This is a genomic window from Shewanella sp. SM74, assembly GCF_025653725.1.
In the GTDB taxonomy this organism is placed as follows: domain Bacteria; phylum Pseudomonadota; class Gammaproteobacteria; order Enterobacterales; family Shewanellaceae; genus Shewanella; species Shewanella oncorhynchi.
Window position 1 is genome coordinate 101,396 of the sequence record NZ_JAKKRZ010000001.1, and the last position, 14,494, is coordinate 115,889.

15 protein-coding genes are annotated in these 14,494 nt (G+C 44.2%); 9 read left to right on the top strand and 6 right to left on the bottom strand.

The genetic code is table 11. The features are described 5' to 3' along the window. Nucleotides 1-33 precede the first annotated feature (33 nt). Together L5M49_RS00460 and hda are read left to right on the top strand one after the other, a co-directional pair. Entirely contained in the window at nucleotides 34-1,125 is a 1,092-nt protein-coding gene (locus L5M49_RS00460) for a DUF2066 domain-containing protein (RefSeq protein ID WP_105252829.1), read from the top strand. Nucleotides 1,126-1,187: 62 nt separating this feature from the next. Continuing rightward, entirely contained in the window at nucleotides 1,188-1,898 is a 711-nt protein-coding gene (hda, locus tag L5M49_RS00465) for a DnaA inactivator Hda (protein ID WP_168823935.1), read from the top strand. 118 nt (nucleotides 1,899-2,016) lie between these two features. On the opposite strand, the gene L5M49_RS00470 is transcribed toward hda, so the two are convergent. The 4 genes from L5M49_RS00470 to L5M49_RS00485 form a co-directional block, all read right to left on the bottom strand. Then, complete coding sequence (locus L5M49_RS00470) at nucleotides 2,017-3,972, bottom strand: hypothetical protein (RefSeq protein WP_263138244.1); 1,956 nt, start codon at nucleotides 3,970-3,972, stop codon at nucleotides 2,017-2,019. 302 nt (nucleotides 3,973-4,274) lie between these two features. Then, nucleotides 4,275-4,649, bottom strand: a complete 375-nt coding sequence (locus L5M49_RS00475) for a DUF2069 domain-containing protein (RefSeq protein ID WP_028760312.1) — start codon at nucleotides 4,647-4,649, stop codon at nucleotides 4,275-4,277. Nucleotides 4,650-4,701: 52 nt separating this feature from the next. After that, nucleotides 4,702-5,052 carry an arsenate reductase (glutaredoxin) gene (gene arsC / locus L5M49_RS00480; RefSeq protein WP_105252827.1) on the bottom strand — a complete coding sequence of 117 codons (351 nt, stop codon included), beginning with the start codon at nucleotides 5,050-5,052 and terminating at the stop codon, nucleotides 4,702-4,704. Between the two features lie 128 nt (nucleotides 5,053-5,180). Further along, nucleotides 5,181-6,650: a M48 family metalloprotease gene (locus L5M49_RS00485; protein WP_173496555.1), complete on the bottom strand. Its 1,470-nt coding sequence runs from the start codon at nucleotides 6,648-6,650 to the stop codon at nucleotides 5,181-5,183. A 111-nt stretch (nucleotides 6,651-6,761) separates the two neighbouring features. Here L5M49_RS00485 and L5M49_RS00490 point away from each other — a divergent pair, with 111 nt between their 5' ends. The 3 genes from L5M49_RS00490 to cctA all read left to right on the top strand — a co-directional run bounded on the left by L5M49_RS00490 (nucleotide 6,762) and on the right by cctA (nucleotide 9,164). Next, complete coding sequence (locus L5M49_RS00490) at nucleotides 6,762-6,995, top strand: sulfurtransferase TusA family protein (RefSeq protein ID WP_131523892.1); 234 nt, start codon at nucleotides 6,762-6,764, stop codon at nucleotides 6,993-6,995. Between the two features lie 225 nt (nucleotides 6,996-7,220). After that, the gene (locus tag L5M49_RS00495) at nucleotides 7,221-8,303 is read left to right on the top strand and encodes an AI-2E family transporter (protein ID WP_263138245.1); all 1,083 of its coding nucleotides are present in this window, start codon (nucleotides 7,221-7,223) and stop codon (nucleotides 8,301-8,303) included. Nucleotides 8,304-8,813: 510 nt separating this feature from the next. Beyond that, the gene (gene cctA, locus L5M49_RS00500; RefSeq protein ID WP_105252823.1) at nucleotides 8,814-9,164 is read left to right on the top strand and encodes a tetraheme c-type cytochrome CctA; all 351 of its coding nucleotides are present in this window, start codon (nucleotides 8,814-8,816) and stop codon (nucleotides 9,162-9,164) included. Nucleotides 9,165-9,262: 98 nt separating this feature from the next. Here cctA and L5M49_RS00505 read toward each other — a convergent pair whose 3' ends face one another. Beyond that, nucleotides 9,263-10,009 carry a cytochrome b/b6 domain-containing protein gene (locus tag L5M49_RS00505; RefSeq protein ID WP_263138246.1) on the bottom strand — a complete coding sequence of 249 codons (747 nt, stop codon included), beginning with the start codon at nucleotides 10,007-10,009 and terminating at the stop codon, nucleotides 9,263-9,265. A gap of 297 nt (nucleotides 10,010-10,306) precedes the next feature. On the opposite strand from L5M49_RS00505, the gene L5M49_RS00510 reads away from it, so the two are divergent. Further along, complete coding sequence (locus L5M49_RS00510) at nucleotides 10,307-10,942, top strand: LuxR C-terminal-related transcriptional regulator (RefSeq protein WP_028760305.1); 636 nt, start codon at nucleotides 10,307-10,309, stop codon at nucleotides 10,940-10,942. Between the two features lie 118 nt (nucleotides 10,943-11,060). Here the strand turns inward: L5M49_RS00510 and L5M49_RS00515 are convergent, their stop codons facing one another. Continuing rightward, the gene (locus tag L5M49_RS00515; protein ID WP_263265241.1) at nucleotides 11,061-12,827 is read right to left on the bottom strand and encodes a M61 family metallopeptidase; all 1,767 of its coding nucleotides are present in this window, start codon (nucleotides 12,825-12,827) and stop codon (nucleotides 11,061-11,063) included. A gap of 144 nt (nucleotides 12,828-12,971) precedes the next feature. On the opposite strand from L5M49_RS00515, the gene hinT reads away from it, so the two are divergent. The 3 genes from hinT to L5M49_RS00530 are packed head-to-tail and all read left to right on the top strand — an operon-like array spanning nucleotide 12,972 to nucleotide 14,336. After that, a complete protein-coding gene (gene hinT, locus L5M49_RS00520) occupies nucleotides 12,972-13,328 on the top strand; it encodes a purine nucleoside phosphoramidase (RefSeq protein ID WP_006081303.1) in 357 nt (118 codons plus the stop codon). Beyond that, on the top strand, nucleotides 13,325-13,852 hold the full coding sequence (locus tag L5M49_RS00525; protein ID WP_028760303.1) for a PaaI family thioesterase: 528 nt from the start codon (nucleotides 13,325-13,327) through the stop codon (nucleotides 13,850-13,852). The genes hinT and L5M49_RS00525 overlap by 4 nt, the downstream gene beginning before the upstream one ends. Further along, nucleotides 13,839-14,336, top strand: a complete 498-nt coding sequence (locus L5M49_RS00530) for a PaaI family thioesterase (protein ID WP_168823948.1) — start codon at nucleotides 13,839-13,841, stop codon at nucleotides 14,334-14,336. The genes L5M49_RS00525 and L5M49_RS00530 overlap by 14 nt, the downstream gene beginning before the upstream one ends. Nucleotides 14,337-14,494: the final 158 nt, after the last annotated feature.

The window sequence follows — 14,494 nt, forward strand, 5'->3', positions numbered from 1 at the left end:
TGCCTCATCTGACGCTACTTCAACTACTCAAAGATGCTGAAATTCCTATTGAAGCCGAGCTTAATTGCATTTCTATATTGTCTGTTCACGATTAATAGCGTCAATGCTGTTGAGGTGAGTAAATTAGATGAGGCCAATGTGCCTGTGTCTTCGCGCGCAGTTGCTGAACGCGACAAAGCCTTAAAAAGTGCACTTGAGCAAGTCATTATCAAGAACACTGGGACTGCGCGATCCCTCGATAACAGCCTAATCCAATCTCAGCTCAGTAATCCTGATACCTTGCTGAGCCAGTATGGTTATATCGAGCAAAATGGCCAATTGCTGTTGACCGCGAGTTTTGAGCACCGCCGCATAGTGGCGTTACTGCGTCAGGCACAATTGCCTGTTTGGGGAACTCAACGCCCGCTGACCTTATTTTGGGTTGCTATGCCTGGTGATGGCGACACTATGATATTGGGTGACTCATCTGCGTTAGCCGAACGTAAGATTTTTAGCGATTTTTCCTATGCCCGCGGTATACCTGTACTCTTGCCTATCTTAGATCTTGATGAGTTGATGGGTATAAATCCTAACGATATTAAAGGGATGTTTGCCGACATCGTGGCGAGTGTGTCTGGCCGCTATCAAGCTGACTTTTTGGCGCTAGTGGCAATTGATGCCGCCGGGAATCAGGTTCGTTATCGTTTAAATCTTTATACTAAGGCTACCATTGATTCTTTGACGCCACCGTTATTCAGTTACAACGGTACTGCTGAAAATTCGGCCCAAGCGATTACCGCTATGATGGCGGCGTTAGGTGAATACTATTTTACTAAGTATGCGATTGCCGATACTGGTACTCAGCTTGGTGCGAGTGTTACCTTCGTTAATATCCAAAAAATGGCGCAATTAGTTGAAGTTGAAAAATATTTGAAGCAACTCAGCGCGATTAAAAATGCCACGTTAACGCATATTCAAGGTAATACTGTGACTTTCTCGTTAGATTTATTTGGCTCAGAGACGGATTTACAACGCTTATTAAGCTTAGAGCCGCGTATTTCTGTGGTCGCACCTGTGAGTGCAGGTGAATTTAGCCCTGTCTCTAATCAAACTGGCAAACCTGTGTATGAATGGCGTTTACATTAAGATGTTATCGGCCGTGCTTAGTTAAGCACGGCATTGTTTTTATTTAATATTGAGAAGACCGAGTGCCCTTAAACTCACCTTTGCAACTCTCGCTACCTGTGCATTTGCCAGATGACGAAACCTTTAATAGTTATTACCCCGCCGCGGGTAATGATGAACTTATTCAAAAATTGAGAGCGAATGCCGAAGGGCATGGTGAAGCCGCCATCTATTTGTGGGGCCCAGTTAAATCGGGTCGAACCCATTTAATGCACGCTGCTTGCGCGCACGCTAATGAAGTGGAGCGTCGCAGCTTTTATATTCCCTTAGGCATACATGCGAGTATTTCGACCGCATTGCTTGAAGGCCTAGAACAGTTGGATTTGGTTTGTATCGATGATGTCGATGCCATCGCCGGCCACCCCGTTTGGGAAGAGGCGATTTTTGATCTCTACAATCGCGTCGCAGAAAATAAGAATTGCGCCTTAGTGGTCAGCGGCAGCTCGTCTCCTGCGGATGCTGGGTTCCTCTTGCCAGATCTTGTTTCACGTATGCAATGGGGGTTGAATTACCAACTGCAACCCATGGCAGATGATGAAAAACTTGCCGCACTGCAACGCCGCGCCGCTATGCGTGGCCTGCAATTACCGGAAGATGTCGGGCGTTTTTTACTGAACCGTATGGCGCGGGATTTGCGTACCTTGTTTGATGTATTGGATAAGTTAGATAAGGCCTCATTAGTGCATCAGCGTAAGCTCACGATTCCGTTTGCTAAAGAGATGCTACACCTTTAGATACAGCATGGCTTGTGTTCGTTCTGAAGATACAAAACCTACTGGCATTAAAGCCAAAAAGAGTAAAGCCCGTCATGTTGAATACATACGGGCTTTTGTTTATCTAAAATTTAAAACGCTATTGTTGTGGATGTTGGTGACGGTCACCACTTAAGCGAAGTTCGGCTTCAAAACGAGACTCGGCATTAATTGCAGTTGCATTGCTTTGGCCTTTGAGCTGCGTATTCGCAGGCGATATTGCTAATGTTTGACGCCAGCTTTGACCTTGCACCATATTAATTGGCTCGGGTAGGCTTTCGACCAGACTGATCCCATTAAGCTCTGGCAGCATTTCATCAATCACCAACGCAGCGCGATTTTCTAGACTGTCTTGCGCAATTCGTCCCCTTTGTCCCCAGTCAATAATCAGCGAATCCGCAGTTAAAATCGCAGGTTTATTGGTGACGGCGACATCACGCAATATTTGATAGCGATAACTCATCATGGCTTCCTCAAATAACATGGCCGTGTCTTCACGGGTACTGGAATATGCATAGAAGTCGCTGGCGATATCGGTAGAAAAGAAAGTACTGACATCCGATGCTTGATAGGCCTTTTGCACATTACTCGCCGCTGCGCCGAGGAAACTAACATTGGCAAGTCCCATCATTTCAGTGCTCGTTAATGGGTAGGTTTTGCTGACTTGATCTGAAATTAGACTCTTGTTGGCATTGCGGCGGCTGTAGTCATCTAACAGTCTTGGCCCTGTGAGTGTGGCATGCACGCTGCGTGGAAAAAAGTCATTGGCATGGGCGAGTTCGTGATACAACAAGGAGGCCAGATCGGGGTTGATTTGCGCTAATGTGCGGTTTGCTCTGACGGTGATAGGCACGCCAAGGGAGGCATATTGGTTATCTTTTACATAACGCCAAGGCATCACAAAGTTAAGATCATTTCCAAAATTACTGCGGTAATCCGGCGCTTCATTAATAGTGTCGCGTTGGCTTGGCGTAAGCCATAAATCATTGGGATCGAGATAAATCGCCCCTGTGACTACCCAATAAAAAGAAGGGCGTACATCATAGCTAATCACCACGGCCGTGACGGATTGTAATAGGCGAGCAAAATCGCTGTTGGGGTCCATCTGGGCTAAGAAAGCGGCAAAGTTATCGCCCATCCAGTCGTGTGAAACCAGTACACGATTTAGAATGGTCTCACGATTTAGATCGCTTGAGGTTTGACCTATCAAAGGTAAGGTATTGATAGTGCAGCTATCATTAAGCTGATTGGAGTAAACACAGTTTGCTAGCACATTGGCGTAAGGTGAAGTCGGACGATAGGCATGGGTGCGCGCAACTGGGGTATCGAAGTATGGCGAACTGATCGCTGGCGCTGAGGTTGTTAGCACAAAGACATCATCGCTAAGCTGATTGCCATTGACGTTGGCATTCACTTTGAGGCGAGTGATTGTATCCTGAGTGACCGTTGGCGCGGTAAACAAGGGTCTAAACGGATCGCTCACATCGACCATTAAATCTGGGCCAGATGCTACACACCAAGAGATATTTGCTGCGCTTAATTCCGATTGTTGCCCGAGTCTTAAACTCACATTATTGCCTTCAACCACTTGGTGATCTTGACGGACGTTTAGCATACCCGTCGATGCGGGATCGACATTAATACCAATTTCTCCGGAGACATCTAGATTACTGCCCGTCACATGCAAGCTAAAACGGTAGCCGCCTGTGGTGGGAGTATCAAGGGCTAATACCGGGCTGTTTTGACTGACGAGTGCTATGTTAGGGCCATCGATTTGCTGCCAACGGAAGGTTAAGTCTTGGCTGTCACGATTTAGGATATTGGCAATGATAGTACTAGATTGACCCGCCACATAATTTTGCTCGGTTTGAAAGCGAATTGAGGATGACGTGGTGGTAATGAGTGGCGAAATGCTATCTGTGCAGCGTGCTAGTGAGGTGGAGGGGGGCGTGACTACACTATCATCTGGTTTACTATCACCACCACCCCCGCATGCCGCAAGTAGGCCAGAGCAAGCCATAAATCCGAAAAATTTCAGTGGTATCGACATTCCCATTACACCATTCTCCCTTGCTAACTCTGCTGTGCTATTTAGACTTTTGTGGCGTCATGGGACGCTTATACTGTGAGAAACTGACTATAGCACGGGTACTTAGTTGCAAAAAGTCAGTGTAAGTATAATAAGTGTTAATTTTGTCGTGATGGGAATTGACGTCGGAACAGAGGTTGAAACTAAGGTTGAAATGGATATTCAGACTGAGATCATAAGGGATATTTGAGCCAAGGTTTGGCCTTCTAATATAAAAAATGCCGCCATACCCAGCAAGGTTAAACGGCACTGAAAATACATTGAACTGACTATTCTTTAGATTTTTTCTTCAGGCCTAATCCCAGTTCACGACCACGTATGCGGGCATAAAATGGGAAAGCGATTAGCAGTACGCCAATCAATAATACTTCGATTAAGGCAAAAGCGAAGGCGTCATTGGTGACATAAAGCAGGGTGAGCCCATGTAACATATATAAGCACAGAATAAAACTTGCCCAAGCGTAAGTGTATGGATTACCTTGGAAAACACCCTTTGCGGGTAGTAATAACGGCACTATCCATAAGAGACTAAATAGCAGGGTGTATTCACCGCTAATCCCTTGGCCAACAAACCAACCGCCTAATAGCAGCACTAGCGCAAAGTAGCCTAAACGGCTAAGGATAAATAAGGTGTTGGACGTCATAAGTCTACCTAAGGGTTGAAAATAAAAGCCATTTTGGTTTAAAAATCATGGATTAAAGAATAGTGAGCACATTCTCAGGAGGACGGCCGATGGCTGCGCTTTGATTGGCGAGCACAATTGGCCGTTCGATGAGTTTAGGAGTGTTGACCATAGCCTCAATCAACTGCAATTCTGTTAGTGATGAGTCTGCAAGTCCCAAGGCTTGATATTCTGCTTCCTTGGTGCGCATTAATTCGCGAGCACTTATGCCTAGTTTAGCCAGAATGTCGCCGATGTCTTTAGCCGTAGGGGGATTTTTTAAGTATTCCACTAGGGTAATGTCGCAGCCTTGTTGCTCGAGTAAAGCTAAGGTTTCACGGCTTTTTGAACAACGTGGGTTATGGTAAATCGTCGCTTGGGTCATAGTACTAGAGGCTCAATACGGGCTGAAATAACAATGGCGCGGATAATAACAGAAAAAACCGCGCCCCGTCAGTGTGTTCGGGGCGCATAAATGGGTTATTGTCTTTAATCTATTTGTAAAACAACTTATTACTTAAGCGCATCCATTTCTTTATCAGCCATTTTAAACTGGCGAATACGTGCTTCAATACGTGCAAGCTGTAATGGATTATTTTCGGATGCACGGTAGGCAAAGTTAAGTTGATCGATTGCGCCCTTATAGTTAGCACCTAAGGCCATCAGCTCTGCGGTGGAAAAATATTCCAATGCTTGGTTGCCGGTTTTTTTATACACCATAGTCAACAATTGATAGGGCAGTTCATTTTGTTTATCGAGGAAAATCATATCCTCCAGCAAAGGAATTGCTTTGGGGGCTTGATCGGCTTCGATATATATATTGGCTAAGTTGGCATTGATCACTTGAGACGTTGGTTTCATTTTACGCTGGGCTTCGAGCATAGTAATCGCTTTTGCATAGTCCTTACGTTCGATCAGTAAATCAGATTTAGTGTCTATATAAAACAGGTTGTTATTATCGATTTTTAACAGTTCATCGACGATTTTTTCTGATTCATTAAACTTCTTCAATCTATATAAAGCCAGCGCTTTGCCATAAAGTGCTGCCTCTTTGAAGGTATAGGTCTGTTTGTTGAGCTGCCGATCAAACATGCTTAATACTGCTTCGTCGCTATAGCTGGAAAAACGGACTTGAATACGAGCTTTTGCTAGCTGAAAATTAAGATTATCAGGGATATAACGTTTAGGGTATTGCTCGGCACGGTTACGGGCTTCAGTGATCCGCGATTCAGGTAATGGGTGAGTTAATAACATTTGTGGTGGTGTTGTGGTAAAGCGATAACGACTGGCTAATTTACCAAAGAAATCCGCTGCAGCATTAGGATTAAAGCCTGCATCCACTAGAATTTGCATTCCGATGCGATCGGCTTCCTTTTCATGCAAACGGGTGTAGTTGATTTTCGATTGTGTCGCCATAGCTTGGGTTGTCGCAAGTGCCGCCATACCTGCTTGTGGTACTGCAATAGTTAACAAAATGGCGCCGAGTAAACCGGCAATTGTTGCAGGATTACTTTTTTGCTGTGCTTCAAGCGAACGCGCAAGGTGACGTTGAGTAACGTGAGTCACTTCGTGGCCTAATACTGAAGCCAGTTCGCTTTCATTGTCGGCATTGAGAAATAAGCCTGTGTGCACGGCAACATGGCCGCCAAAGAAGGCGAAGGCGTTGATTTCATCATTTTGTAATAGGAAAAAATAAAACGGCGTTTTTACGCCTGTGGCATGGGCGACCAGTTTATTGCCAAGCTCGGTAAGATATTGACTCAACACGGGGTCATTTAGCATAGGTGCCGATGAGCGAATGATGCGCATATAAGCATCACCGTAAACCATTTCTTTTTCAAGGCTGAAGGTGTTAACTGCGGCCGTACCTAAATCCGGTAAGTCATTGTTGGCAAAGCTTTTGGCGGCGAAGGTTAGCAGCATCAAGGAGAGTGCGCCTGCAACAAAAGGTTTGAATCGAGTCAAAAAAGTCAAGTTACGCAAGCGGATCCTTTTATTTCTAATTATCTCAACTAAAGGCAGATACTGCACTTAGCTTGTAGTTTGAGGTGCAACTTAGGATAATGGCCCAAGTTCGTCTATAGCAAGTTCATTATGATTTTTATTGATTTAACGCTCTTTCGTTGTCCAGTACCCTTAGTGAAAGTGAAGCTTGCATTGAAGCCAATGCGAGAGGGTGAGCAGTTGCATATCTTACTCTCAGACTCTGGTTCGCGGCGAGATGTTCCCCAATATTTAAAAAAACAAGGGCATGTCGTGCAAGAGTTGCGTAATGATGCAGGTCTGTTAGCCTTGATGGTCACCAAAGTTGATCTATCTCAGGGATAAATTGAGGATTTTTATGTTTAAATCCTCTTAGACTAGCATCAAGCGCCTAATTCTGAGCCAGAGTGCCGCTCAGGCTAAGTTGTTTACTCCTATCAGTTGATTTTTTGATTTAGCTGACGTGTAGAAGCGAAAGTCTAACTGAGTAAAGTCTCGAATAACATCATGATAAATAAACTTTCCTGAGCGTTTGGGAAGCATCGCCAACCATCACTATTGGAATGATCCATGTTTACTGTTTTTTCTCGTTGGTATCAAGAGCGCTTTAGTGATCCACAAGCTGTGACCTTAATGGCTATTCTTGTCGGGCTCGCGCTAGTGATTTATTTTGCGGCAGGTTTACTTGCTCCGCTGTTGGTCGCTCTTGTGTTGGCATTTCTATTGGAATGGCCTGTGGCGCAAATGCTTAAATTGGGGATTAATCGCACCGCTGGTGCGTCCTTGGTTATTGTGTTGTTTTTGGGAATCGTGGTTTTACTGATATTTGGCTTAATTCCGAGTGTGTGGCGTCAAGGTGTTAGCTTAATTGCCGACTTGCCTAGCATGATAGATAAAGGCCTGCTGACAATACAAACGCTGATCAATCAATATCCACGATTTATCAATCCAGAGCAGTTAGATCTGATGGTGGGTGAGCTTAAAAAACTGCTCGATACTCAACATGTGTTGGATATTGCTAAGCAATTAATCGGTTATTCAGCTTCTTTACTCGTCTTGATGGTGTACGCGATTTTAGTGCCCTTACTGGTGTTTTTCTTTTTAAAAGATAAAGACCAACTGATTAGCGGCAGTAAGCGATTTTTTCCCGTAAATCGCCAGTTAGCCCGTAAAGTGTGGTTTGAAATGCACCAACAGATTTTTAATTACATTCGTGGCAAAGTGATCGAAATCGTGGTTGTTGGTGTCGCAACTTATATTTTGTTTGCCTTGATGGGACTGCGATATTCGGCGTTGCTTGGTGTGTTAACGGGGTTATCGGTATTGATCCCTTATGTCGGTGCAACCTTAGTTACATTACCTATCGCCCTAGTGGCATTTTTTCAGTGGGGTTTTAGTTCTGAATTTGGCTATTTAATGTTGGGTTACGGTATTCTTCAGGCGCTCGACGGTAATTTACTCGTGCCTATTTTGTTCTCCGATGCGGTGGATTTACATCCGGTGATCATCATAGCGGCCGTTTTAGTCTTTGGCGGTTTATGGGGTGTATGGGGAGTATTCTTTGCCATTCCATTGGCATCGTTAGTCAAAGCCGTGATTAACGCTTGGCCTAAAACAGAGCTTGAGGCTGACAATAAACTTGATGCGAGTTGATGCCTACCTGTCTAACCGCCATTTGTATCATTGGTTACAGTAGACGAGTTAACCGTTATCGCTAATTCCTTCTGGCATTTGAATTAAGTGCCAGAGGCGTTTTGGTTGAATGTTGTGCCTTCACTATTTAAAGCATCCTCGTCTAGTACTCTGTACCCATTCACTTATTGTCATTCCTTTTTATTATCACTTTGTCTTAAGTATCATCATGAATCGAGCTTTTAGTTTTAGATTAAGGGGGATTTATTCTGTCGCTTGCCAGTTTAGGGATTTACATTATGTAGCCTCTAGGTTAGGTAGATGTAAAACTCTTATATAAGCATGTGGTTACATGATGCAGCGCACATTTTACCCTTGAGTATGTTGATAAAGTTGTGTCGCTTAGTTTGGGTTTGCTTATTCGTTCATCCTTAGCTAAGTTATATCGAGTCGTGCTATTTATTTTGGTTGAGAGATGGAAGTCACCCTGACAAGAATTTCCACTGACAATCGCCATTGGAGGATACTATTGTGAGCAAAAAACTATTAAGTGCGCTTTTCGGGGCAAGTCTTGCAGCGTTAGCGCTGTCGCCAACCGCATTTGCTGCAGATCAAAAATTGTCTGATTTCCATGCTGAGTCAGGTGGATGCGAAAGCTGTCATAAAGATGGTACACCTTCTGCGGATGGTGCCTTTGAATTTGCACAGTGCCAAAGTTGTCATGGTACCTATGCTGAAATGGACGCTGTGCATAAGCCACATGACGGTAATTTAGTCTGTGCAGATTGTCATGCGGTACATGATATGAATGTCGGTCAAAAACCTACCTGTGAAAGTTGCCATGATGATGGTCGTACCCCAGCAACTGTTCTGAAAAAATAATCTCAAAAATACGTTTAGAAAAGTTGGTATATACCTTCATGTCTAAATAAATAACGCCAGCGAATAGCTGGCGTTATTTTTATCCGTTTACTAACCGATTACTCGTCTTTTGGTTGGCCTTGGATGATTTTTTTACCCGAAAACATGGCTGAAATAATCCCTGGTTGACGTTTTACTTCAGTATAAATCACCGCGAATACATGTAATAACATCAGCAGTAACAACACATAAACCGCATAGACGTGCACTTGACCTGCCAATCCTTTCATTGGTTTAAGTGCATCCGCTTTTTCTGCGTTCACACCCGTTGCATCATAGGGTTTTATGCTTGTAGGTTCGACATTGGTATCGGCAAGATAGCTTTGTACAGCACTACCTAGCGGCGGATAATAAATATCTGTGCCTGCACGCAAAAGTCCAGTGATCATTATGGTCACTAATAGCAACATGATGGCCAGCACGGCAAATTTACCTTTAGGGTTATGACCTAAATACTGCGGATTTTTCCCCGCGGCTAATTCAGTCTTATAAGCTATTAATTCGCTTTTGCTATTAGCATTGGGAAACATGTGGCTGAAACGCGCATATTTGTTACCGATAAAACCCCACACAAGGCGGACGATGAGGTTTATTGCGAACGCATATCCTATGCACACGTGTAAAGTTTTCAAGCCAATTTTACCTGTTAACTCAGATATGCCTAGCTCAGTGCGATACATCATGATGCCACCGACTAAGATGAGTGCGAGTACAAGAATGACATTAATCCAATGAAATAATCGCGTCGGTTTGTCCCACACAGGATAGGATTTTATTTCAAAAGCGGTGGGGTTACTGCTGGACATGGAATTTCCTTATTTTTTGTGTTGGTATGATCTTACGCTTTTATCCTAAAATTTCAGTAACTTTTTTCAGTTTCAATTAAGACTTCTGATTGATAGTGTAGTCAACGAAAGTGTTAGAAGTTTTTGATTTGCGTACGGTAAATATTTTTTACGTAAGTCTTTTTAATCTGTTTTATCTAATGCTAATATCGTGACCACGGTAGACTTGGAAGTCTATTGAACGGATGTTGAAGTCGTATTTGGAGGATCTTAGATCCTTAAAGTGAATAATCGTTAACCAGACAGGGAGTGAGCAGGATGTTCAAAATATTACATTGGATTGTAGTGTCACGATCGCAAGTATTGATGGAATTGCTCGCAGGACGTTGGCCGCAGGAGTTTCTCGTTAAGTTGACCCAAGTCAGCCCTGATGAGATGTGTGAGAAAATCAAAGATAATAATGCCTCCATGGTCGTGATCGATTTAGCGACTGTTGATCTTCAAAAAGCCCATCAATTTCAACGTTTACTTGCCCGTGAGCAACCGAGTGTGCGAGTTGTCTATTTACAGTTCCCTAAACAAGTGGATGCACGTTTCTTAATGCAAGCTGCCACAACTGCAGGGGTGTTTTATCTCGATGCAGGTTTAACTGAGATAAGCCTGGGACTCTCGAATATTTTACGAGGTCATAGGGTCATCCCAATTCAACTCATTAATGGGGTAAATGATGATTTTGGATTGTTCGAAGACACTGAACCGTTAACTATCCGTGAGCGTGAAGTATTACAAGCATTGTTGACGGGAAGTACTAATTTAGATATCGCCAATCAGTTGTTTGTCAGTGAAAGCACGATAAAAACCCATTTGTACCGAGTATTCCGTAAAATTGGAGTGTCTAGCCGTGGTCAAGCGATTGCGTGGGCACAAACCTATTTGCACGATGTGGTGGTTTAAGTCGATATCAGTATTGATATACAAACGGATCTACGTTTAAGTTAAGTCTTATCTCAGATAAAAGGGGCTAAAGCCCCTTTTATTATTTCTCAAAAGTTGTTCTTAAGCCGAAAGCCTATTAACGTCTAAGCCAAGCCGCTATTTTGCTTTTGTCACGAATGGATAGGGCGACAGTATCCTTAGGCGCGGCAGCAATAGTTAACTCACCTGTCATCAATTCATCCCGTCTAAACCAATGTAAATTCAACGATTCACCCAGCGGATACTGCTGTAGCTGCGCCTCAAATTGTCCTGAGACTTGTAGGTTATCCGCGGCAATTAACACATCACCTGCACTTAACCCTGCAAGGTGTGCAGGGCTGCCTTGGGTGACAGTCACGATTTTTAATCCAACAGGTGCTGCTTGGGTTTTCGCGCCGAATGCAATCTCATAACCTTTCGCTTGCCCGCCGCCCACATCTTGCGCACCTTGACTGGATCGAAGACTCCAGTTGACCCCAAATTCGGCGAGTAAAGCCGCTAACGGAATATCGTCCGTACTATCTAAGTAGGCAAACAGATCTTGGCAATCACGACCAAGGAGTCGTTCCACGATGGCTTGATGGCAAGTATCTGTGGTGCCTTTATCTTGCAGAGCATATTCCTGCCATAAAATCTGCATAACATGGTCGAGATTATATTTGCCCTGGGTTTCGCTGCGCAGGGTTAAATCTAAATACAGCGCAAACAGAGCCCCTTTAGTGTAATAACTGATGATGGCATTTTGTGCGTTTTCATCCTGCTTGTAGAACTTAGTCCAAGCATTAAAGCTTGAGTCCTTAACACTTTGTTTAAAGCGTCCCTGGCTGCGATAGACACGGGTGAAGGTTTCACTCAGCATATCTAAATAGCTTTGTTCATCTACCAGACCTGCACGATAGGTAAGAAAGTCATCGTAATAGGAGGTGATGCCTTCATAGGCCCATAATTGTGGCGTATAGGTTTCTGCATCAAGTTTATAGGGTAAAAAGCATTCAGGCTTAATGCGCTTAACGTTCCAGCTGTGGAAATACTCGTGGCTGCACAGGGATAAATAAGTGCGATAGTCATTATTGATTGGCGCATCGAGCGACAGTGGTAAGTCTTTGCGTGAACACATTAATGCAGTAGAAGCTCTGTGCTCTAAACCGCCAAAGCCATTGTCTAATATTGTGGTCATAAACAAATAACGCTTAAACGGTGCAGGCGTACCAAAGAAGTTAATCTGATACTCACAAATGGTCTTTAAATCTTGGCAGAGCCTTGGCATGCAAGCACGGTGGCGACCATTGAGTACGATATCATGCCGCACGCCACAGGCATCAAAACTCCCTAAGGTGAATAAGCCCATTTCCACCGGATGATCGATGAGCTCGTCATAGCTTTTAGCTGAAAATTGGCCGAAGGCAAAATCGTCACCATTGGTGCGAGTCATGCTGGTAGCAAGGCGCCAGTCACTTAATGTTGGCTCTGTTGGTGGCTCTATAGAGACGGTGTGTAAAGAGTCTTCGAAACCATGGGCGGATAAAAACACGCTACTGCCATTAAAGAAGCCGTGGGTCGTGTCCAAATGCGCGGTGCGCACCGACAGATCCCAAGCATACACTTGATAAGTCAGAATAATTTCGCTGCTATTATTGTCAACCGACCAAGTTTGCTTATCTAGTTGGGTGAGCTTAAGCGTTTGGCCTTGTGCATCTTGTGCCTTGAGTTCAATGATATTTTTGGCAAAGTCGCGCACCATATAACTGCCTGGCAGCCAAGCGGGTAGGCTAAAGACCTGCACTGGCTTGGGTTGTGATAATGTCATAGTGACAGCGAATAAATGGGCTTTCGGATCGACGGGGATTATCTGGTAATGGATCATATTTATCCTGCAAAACCTGAGTGTTTTAATGGTGGCCATGCTGCCAAAAATGCCTGCAACTGGCAAATGAAAAGCAAAATATCTGCAGACACAAAGTATTGAATTGCTAGTATACTATGCCAACTAACCCAAGGAGGACGCCCCATGGCCGAAGAAACGATTTTCAGCAAAATTATTCGTCGCGAAATTCCCGCGGATATTCTGTATCAAGATGAACTTGTGACTGCCTTTAGAGACATTTCCCCTAAGGCGCCAACTCATATTTTGATTGTGCCGAATCACTTGATCCCAACGGCTAACGACATGAAAGCCTCTGATGAGCCCGTGCTTGGCCGTATGATGACAGTTGCGGCGAAATTGGCGGCGGAAGCGGGTATCGCTAAAGATGGCTACCGACTGATCATGAACTGCAATCAACATGGTGGACAAGAAGTCTATCACATTCATTTCCACCTTGTGGGCGGGGAGCCTCTGGGGCCCATGTTGAGCCAAGGAAAATGAAGGTCAATTCGGATTTTTTCCCACTGACCCAAATGGCGCAGCGGTTTGTGGATCAACTCGCTCAGTGTCGCCGTCTCGGTTTAACCGTATTGGAGGCGAGTGAGCACCATGTGTTGATTGAGTTGCCCTACAGCACTGAATTAATTGGGTATCCCGATACGGGCGTTATCCATGGTGGGGTGATCACTACTTTAATGGATACCGCGTGTGGTAGTGCAGTCGTGAGCGCTATTTTCCATAAATTCAAATTATTAGAAATATCACCTACGCTCGATTTACGGGTGGACTACATGAAGCCCGCTCAGCCCCATAAGCCAGTGTTTGGATTTGCGGAATGCTACAAGTTGTCTTCTAATATTGCCTTTACCCGTGCAATTGCTTACCAAGACAGTATCGACGATCCCATCGCCCATGCCGTCGGCTCTTTTATGCGGATAAGCCCTGAAATGGTCGGTGATGCCTTTAGGCAAGCGTTAATGGGTGAAGCCGTGCCTGCGATAGGAGAGAGTGATGAGCGCAAATAATTCGATACTAGATGCAGCCAGTACAACTCAAAACGCACAGGTTAAAGCGCCTATTGATGTGCAAGGGATAGTTAAACGCGCCACTGAACTTAATGATTTTGGCCATTTACTTGAGCACGTTCCCTATGCCAAATTTATTGGCATGAAGGTGGAGCGTTTTGGTGATGAACTGATTTTTAAATTGCCCGCTAAAGACGACAATATCGGTAATCCTGTGTTGCCCGCTATTCATGGTGGCGTGATTGCGGGCTTTATGGAAATGTCAGCGATAGTGCAGTTAATGGTATTTATGCAAACAGCAAAGGTGCCTAAAGTCGTTGATTTTTCAATCGACTATTTACGTGCAGGTCTGCACAAGGATAGTTTTGCTGAGTGTCGTATTACCCGTCAGGGTCGACGAGTCGCTAACGTGAATATTGATTGTTGGCAAACCAATCGTAAGCAGCTTATTGCTACGGCACGGGCACATTTTTTGATTGATTAATCTGATTAAGTTTAGATTGATGAAGCATGACTGATTCACTATTTTAGATTGAGAATGCTTTATTTAGCCTATGTTATTAAGCATGAGTTCAGCACTGTTCGATTAGTTTGTCGTTTAATAGGAAATGATGCGCTAGCTGCGTATTTTGTGGCGTGACT